Source organism: Myroides sp. LoEW2-1 (assembly GCF_009767705.1).
Taxonomy (GTDB): domain Bacteria; phylum Bacteroidota; class Bacteroidia; order Flavobacteriales; family Flavobacteriaceae; genus Flavobacterium; species Flavobacterium album_A.
The window spans coordinates 1-6,299 of sequence record NZ_WSPP01000098.1 but is presented as its reverse complement, the minus strand read 5'-3'; the positions used below and the strand labels follow the sequence as shown (position 1 = coordinate 6,299).

Here is a 6,299-nt window from a genome sequence, read left to right as displayed (position 1 = left end):
GTACTCGGCTATACAGTAGAATTGAAGTAAAGTATACCTATAAAAAAACCGAACAATATTGTTCGGTTTTTTTATAGGTATACTAAAATAGATTATAGCTTATTCATGTTTCCAGCTAAAGCTTCGATAAATTTTCCGATAGGACCCTTTACCATCATTGCCATCATTGGATTGAAACTTCCTTCGAATTGAAGTTGGATTTCAGAATTATTGGCATCTATTTCTGTGATATTTCCCGTTAATGTAAAAGGAAGTTTATCGCTTGCTGCTCCTAAGATTACTTTAGAGTTTGGCGTTTGTTCTTTCTTTTTTAATTTGATTTCAGGCATTCCTTTTAGTGCGAAAATAAAAGAATCATCACCCGTAACTTCAAATTTAGCTATAGACTCAGGCATTAATTTTTCAAAATTTTTAACGTCCGTTAATGCGTTAAAGATATATTCAGCTGATTTAGCTACGCTTACTTTTGGGCTTTCTAAGTTCATATAGTCTAGTTTTAGAATATTATTATTGATTCCATTCTGCAGGATTCTTTCTCCACTCTTGTAATGTGTCTAAATCACCGTCAGAAATATATTTTTGATTTACTGCGTTTTCTAATAAAGAAGAATAGTTGCTTAATGTTGTTAGTTCTATTCCTGCATTTTTAAAGTTATCTTCTGCTACTTGAAATTCATACGTAAAGATAGCAGCCATCCCCAAGATATTTGCACCATTTTCCTTTAGTGCTTCTACAGCTTGTAAACTACTTTTTCCCGTGCTGATTAAGTCTTCAATTACTACAACTGTTTTTCCGGCTTCTAATTGACCTTCGATTTGATTTTGTCTTCCGTGTTTTTTTGGTTCAGGACGAACATATACAAATGGTAATTCTAAGGCTTCTGCTACTAAAAGACCAATACCTATAGCACCAGTTGCAACACCAGCGATAACATCTGGTTTGCCATATTTAGCTACGATATTCTCAGCAAACTCTTTTTGCAAGAATTTTCTGATCTCAGGATAAGACAATGTAATACGGTTGTCACAATAAATTGGAGATTTCCATCCTGAAGCCCAAGTAAAAGGATTTTTAGGATTTAATTTAATTGCGTTAATTTGCAGAAGCGACTCGGCAGTTTTGTGTGCTGTTTCTTTATTAAAAATCATAATACAAATGTATAAAGTTTTTGTAAACGACAAACCATTGTTCTTAACAGATAAAATCGAGAAAGAAACCGATTTTCAACTGTTCTTATTAGATAGTGTCGATATTGACAAAATTATCATTAAATATTTTCAAAATAAAATCGACAAGGCTTTTTTATATCATCCGGATGAAAAACAGATCTTGAAAAAGATTAAAGAGAAGATTCCAGTACAAAAAGCTGGAGGCGGAGTCGTTTTTAATGATAAAGGTGAAATACTGTTTATTCTGCGTGGAGGAAAATGGGATTTACCTAAGGGAGGAGTTGAAAAGAATGAAGAAATGGAAGAAACTGCTATGCGTGAGGTGGAAGAAGAAACTGGCGTATCTCAATTGAAAATTATTAGAAAGCTTCCTAAAACTTATCACATCTTTAAGCGAAATGGCAAGTATAAGTTGAAAATTACAACCTGGTACGAAATGAAGAGTTCTTTTGAAGGCGAATTAGTTGGTCAAATAGAGGAGGGGATAGAGCAAGTTGCTTGGTTAAATAAAGAACAGATTCGCGAGGCTATGAATAATTCATATGAGAATATTAAGTTGTTAATCCACGAGTTAGGAGTTTTAGAAGATTAAGTTTTATTTCGCAATATATGTTTGGTCTTTGATAATACGGAGTAATCTCTTAGTGTTACAACAACAAAAAATAAAAAGCCCTTTGATAAAAATGAATTCAAAGGGCTTTCTTATTTCTTTATTAATGAATTATAACTTGACAGTAGAGGGTACTAATTTAGAATAGTCTCCTTTGTTTCGTATTACATCTCGCACAATACTTGAGCTAATGAAAGAGGTGCTTGCTGCCGTTAGTAAAAACACGGTTTCTAACTTAGTTAAGAATCGATTGGTATGTGCAATAGCTTTTTCAAACTCAAAGTCAGCAGGGTTTCTCAATCCTCTAAGAATGAATTGCGCATCTACTTTAAAGCAGAAGTCAGTAGTAAGACCTTCATAAGTAGCAACTTTTATTTTTGGTTCATCTTTGAATGTTTCTTCAATGAAATGTTTTCTCTCTTCTAATGAAAACATGTATTTCTTATCAGAGTTAACACCAATAGCAACAATTATTTCATCAAATAAGGGTAAAGCTCTTTTAATAATATCACAATGACCATTGGTTATAGGATCAAATGATCCAGGTAGTACAGCTCTTCTCATTTCTTATTATTTTAAGTGGTTTTGTAAAGCTATATCAATTGCATTATCAAACAAGTCTGTTAATGATATATTAGCTTCTTTAGCTTGTTTAGGTAAAATACTTTCTCTTGTTAAGCCTGGTACTGTATTCATCTCAAGTAGAAAAGGAACACCATCTACAATAATAAACTCACTACGTGAAAAGCCATCCATATTTAGTATCTTGTAAATACGAGAAGCAATATCTTCAACTTTTCGTTGTGTAACTTTGTCAATTCTTGCAGGAGTAATCTCTTGCGATTTACCAAGGTATTTTGCTTCATAATCAAAAAAGTCATTTTCTGAAACAATCTCGGTTATTGGAAGGACAGTTACTTCTCCTTTGTATTTGATCACACCAACAGAAACTTCAGTACCATTTAAGAAACTCTCAATGATAATCTCGTTATCTTCTTTATAGGCGATATCAATTGCCTTTAAAAGTTCCTCAGATGTTCTAACTTTAGATATACCGAAACTTGATCCTGATCGATTAGGTTTAACAAAGCAAGGTAAACCAACTCTTTGGATTATTGTTTCAGTATCAATTTTATCACCTAAATTCAAATAGTAAGAAATAGCTGTTTTTATGCCAAAAGGTTTTAGAACAGATAACATATCTCTTTTGTTCATTGTTAAGGCTGCTTGGTAGAAATCACAAGAAGTATGAGGTAAGTGAATTAAGTTAAAGTATGCTTGAAGTAAACCATCCTCTCCAGGCGTTCCGTGGATTGCATTGAATACAACATCAAATGTTATCTTTTTACCTTGGCAGTTTGTAGAGAAATCATTTTTATCGATAGGGTATTCTTGTTTGTTTTCATCTACATACACCCATTTGTCTTTTAGAATATGTATTTTATAAGGGATATATTTAGTTCGATCTAAGCTTTCATATACTACTTGACCACTTGCCAAAGAGATTTCCCATTCACTTGAGTAACCTCCCATAACAATAGCTACATGCTTCATACTTAATGATTTTAATGTTAGGTGTTAATTTATTTTTCTTACCTATGGATTCAAACAAATTTATAATAAAACATAGAAACAAAAAATGTTTTCGATTTTATATCTTTGCCTAAAATCAATAGTTATGAAATTATTAAAGTTTTTTACTAGTAAGGCATTTTGGGTATCAGTTATTGTAGCCGTTTTACTTGTAGTAATTGGAGCTTATTTGGCTCTACAATGGCTTGGAAAGACAACTAATCACGATCAGAAAATAGCAGTACCGAATATTGGTAAATTGACGAGTGAGCAAGCGATTAAGGTATTAGAAGAAAGTAAACTACAAATGGTAGTGCTTGATACTCTTGACTTTGATAAGAATGTTCCTCCTTTGTCTATAGTAGAACAAGATCCGAAGGCGAATAGCTTTGTAAAGGAAAATAGAAAGATTTATGTAAAAATTAATGCTGCTACTTATAAAGATGTAATTGTGCCAAATCTTAGTGAGTTGACTTATCGTCAAGCATTGACTACAATTGTTTCTTTGGGATTAAAAGAGGGGAAAAAGTCTTACCGTACTTATATTGGTAAAGATGTTGTGTTACAAGTTTTGCAAAATGGCAAAGAGTTGAAACAAGGTGATAGAATTAAAAAGAATTCAGTGATAGACTTTGTTTTAGGTGACGGACGTGCTACTTTATCAGAAGAAGAATTAGATGTTGCACCTGAAATTGAATAATTAAGAGAATTATAGATAATATTAAATGCAAGAAAATAACGCAGATATGTTTGAAGACTTTGATGAAGAGTTATTTGAACATTATAGATTTGAAGCAGGAAAAGGACAAGCTCCTTTGCGTGTTGATAAGTTTTTAATGAACTTAGTGGAGAATGCGACTCGAAATAAAATTCAGCAAGCTGCAGCTAATGGAAATATCTTTGTCAATGATGAACCTGTAAAATCTAATTATAAGGTTAAGGCAAATGATGTAGTGCGAGTTTTGATGAAGCAACCGCCTTTTGAAAATATTATTATTCCTGAGAACATCCCTTTAAATATTGTATACGAAGATGATACAGTTTTAGTAATCAACAAAGAACCTGGTTTAGTAGTACACCCTGGTCATGGGAATTACACGGGAACTTTAGTTAATGCTTTGGCTTATCACTTTGAAAATCTTCCATTAAATAGTAGTGAAAGACCTGGTTTAGTACACCGTATTGATAAGGATACAAGTGGATTATTGGTAATTGCTAAAACAGAATGGGCAATGGCTGATTTACAAAGGCAATTTGCTGAAAAGACAACAGAAAGAGAATATGTAGCTATTGTTTGGGGAAATGTGGAGCAGGAGGAAGGTACTATTGAAAGTTATATCGGCCGTCATGTAAAAGACCGCATGCAAATGGCTGCTTTCGATGATGAAGAAAAAGGTAAATGGGCAGTAACTCATTACAAAGTACTTGAGAGATTAGGGTATGTTACTTTAGTAGCTTGTAAATTGGAAACAGGTCGTACTCATCAGATTAGAGTACATATGAAGCACATTGGTCATACTTTATTTAATGATGAACGCTATGGAGGACATTTAATATTAAAGGGGACTACCTTTACTAAATATAAGCAGTTTGTAGAGAATTGCTTTCAAATTTTACCTCGTCAAGCTCTTCATGCTAAGACATTGGGATTTGAACACCCAGTGACAAAAGAATTTATGAGATTTGATTCGGAGGTACCTCAAGATATGCAACAGTGTATTGAAAAGTGGAGAAATTACGCTCATAATTCAATTCACGACTTAGAATAGTAAAAAAACAAAAGCTGTATCAGAAAAGATACAGCTTTTTTTTATGTTTTTTTCTGTTATTTGTTAAAGATATGATAGTAATTGTTTGTATTCTATTTGTGTTTTATAAATTTACGCTTATAAGCAAAAAATAGATATTAGGTTTTTAATAGAATGTATTTATATTAGTAATTATTTTTTATTGAAAACCCTGTTTATTTTGGATATAAAAATTAATAAAGTAAAAATGTTAGAGGATTTTAAACAACATTTTAAAGAGAGGTTTGATTACTTGAATAATAAACAGTTATTAATAGCTGTAAGTGGAGGTATTGACAGTGTCGTTTTATGTTACTTATGTAAGATGTGCGAGATACCCTTTACGATGGCACACTGTAATTTTCATCTAAGAGCAGAGGATAGTATTGAAGATCAGGTATTTGTTGAGCATTTAGCAAAGCGCTTAGGTGTAGATGTTTTAGTAAAGGAATTTGATACAGAAACCTATGCAAATAACAATAAAGTGTCAATCCAAATTGCTGCAAGAGAATTGAGGTATAATTGGTTTGAGTCTTTAGTAGTGGAAGGGAAGTATGATTATTTGTTGACAGCGCATCATTTAGATGATTCCATAGAGACTTTTTTAATTAATTTCTCGAGGGGGACAGGCGTTGAAGGTTTGCTGGGTATTCCTGAAGTTAATGACTACATCGTACGGCCTCTGTTGATTTTTACAAGGGATGAGATCAATCAGTTTGCCTTAGAGCATAATATTCAATGGAGAGAAGATTATACGAATGCGCAAACGAAGTATTTGAGAAATAAGTTTCGAAAATTAGTCGTGCCAATTCTCAAGGAGATTAATCCACAATTTTCAAATAGCTTCTTGGATACAATTAGCAATTTGAGTGATACAAATCAATTAGCAAAAGACGCAATAGATTTTGCTTTTAGTAGAGTTGCTCGATACCAAGAAGATGGTAGTATTATTTTTTTAATAGATGAAATAAAGAAATTATCTTCGCCAAAAGCTTATTTATACGAGATGCTTAAGCCTTTTGGTTTTACTGCTTGGAAGGATATTATCCATCTTTTAGAAGCTAAAAGTGGTAAAGTGATTTATGCAAAAGAGTATATCCTGTTGAAGGATAGAAGTGTTTTTGTGTTGCAAAAAAGAACAGAATTAGAGAAGAATAAAG

Annotated in this window: 8 protein-coding genes; 4 read left to right on the top strand and 4 right to left on the bottom strand. The window is 32.4% G+C overall.

Annotated elements, in window-relative coordinates; all coding sequences use genetic code 11:
- Positions 1–92: 92 nt before the first annotated feature.
- Together GOQ24_RS06695 and pyrE are read right to left on the bottom strand one after the other, a co-directional pair.
- On the bottom strand, positions 93–485 hold the full coding sequence (locus GOQ24_RS06695; protein ID WP_155092146.1) for an SRPBCC family protein: 393 nt from the start codon (positions 483–485) through the stop codon (positions 93–95).
- 22 nt (positions 486–507) lie between these two features.
- Positions 508–1,149, bottom strand: a complete 642-nt coding sequence (pyrE, locus tag GOQ24_RS06690) for an orotate phosphoribosyltransferase (RefSeq protein ID WP_155092147.1) — start codon at positions 1,147–1,149, stop codon at positions 508–510.
- 7 nt (positions 1,150–1,156) lie between these two features.
- Between pyrE and GOQ24_RS06685 the strand changes: the two genes are divergently transcribed.
- On the top strand, positions 1,157–1,762 hold the full coding sequence (locus tag GOQ24_RS06685) for an NUDIX hydrolase (RefSeq protein WP_160339355.1): 606 nt from the start codon (positions 1,157–1,159) through the stop codon (positions 1,760–1,762).
- A gap of 129 nt (positions 1,763–1,891) precedes the next feature.
- Here the strand turns inward: GOQ24_RS06685 and coaD are convergent, their stop codons facing one another.
- Both coaD and GOQ24_RS06675 read right to left on the bottom strand, forming a co-directional pair.
- Entirely contained in the window at positions 1,892–2,344 is a 453-nt protein-coding gene (coaD, locus tag GOQ24_RS06680) for a pantetheine-phosphate adenylyltransferase (protein WP_155092149.1), read from the bottom strand.
- 6 nt (positions 2,345–2,350) lie between these two features.
- On the bottom strand, positions 2,351–3,334 hold the full coding sequence (locus GOQ24_RS06675) for a D-alanine--D-alanine ligase (protein ID WP_160339354.1): 984 nt from the start codon (positions 3,332–3,334) through the stop codon (positions 2,351–2,353).
- Positions 3,335–3,458: 124 nt separating this feature from the next.
- On the opposite strand from GOQ24_RS06675, the gene GOQ24_RS06670 reads away from it, so the two are divergent.
- The 3 genes from GOQ24_RS06670 to tilS all read left to right on the top strand — a co-directional run.
- Positions 3,459–4,052 (top strand): PASTA domain-containing protein, encoded by a 594-nt coding sequence (locus GOQ24_RS06670; RefSeq protein WP_155092151.1) that lies wholly within the window; start codon positions 3,459–3,461, stop codon positions 4,050–4,052.
- A 25-nt stretch (positions 4,053–4,077) separates the two neighbouring features.
- The gene (locus GOQ24_RS06665) at positions 4,078–5,121 is read left to right on the top strand and encodes an RluA family pseudouridine synthase (protein WP_155092152.1); all 1,044 of its coding nucleotides are present in this window, start codon (positions 4,078–4,080) and stop codon (positions 5,119–5,121) included.
- 199 nt (positions 5,122–5,320) lie between these two features.
- The coding region (tilS, locus tag GOQ24_RS06660; RefSeq protein WP_243731254.1) for a tRNA lysidine(34) synthetase TilS at positions 5,321–6,299 on the top strand (979 nt) is incomplete at its 3' end.

Bases quoted from the DNA above. Each gene is read 5' to 3' on its own strand.
- GOQ24_RS06695 (WP_155092146.1), bottom strand. From the start codon at position 485: ATGAACTTAGAAAGCCCAAAAGTAAGCGTAGCTAAATCAGCTGAATAT.
- pyrE (WP_155092147.1), bottom strand. From the start codon at position 1,149: ATGATTTTTAATAAAGAAACAGCACACAAAACTGCCGAGTCGCTTCTG.
- GOQ24_RS06685 (WP_160339355.1), top strand. From the start codon at position 1,157: ATGTATAAAGTTTTTGTAAACGACAAACCATTGTTCTTAACAGATAAA.
- coaD (WP_155092149.1), bottom strand. From the start codon at position 2,344: ATGAGAAGAGCTGTACTACCTGGATCATTTGATCCTATAACCAATGGT.
- GOQ24_RS06675 (WP_160339354.1), bottom strand. From the start codon at position 3,334: ATGAAGCATGTAGCTATTGTTATGGGAGGTTACTCAAGTGAATGGGAA.
- GOQ24_RS06670 (WP_155092151.1), top strand. From the start codon at position 3,459: ATGAAATTATTAAAGTTTTTTACTAGTAAGGCATTTTGGGTATCAGTT.
- GOQ24_RS06665 (WP_155092152.1), top strand. From the start codon at position 4,078: ATGCAAGAAAATAACGCAGATATGTTTGAAGACTTTGATGAAGAGTTA.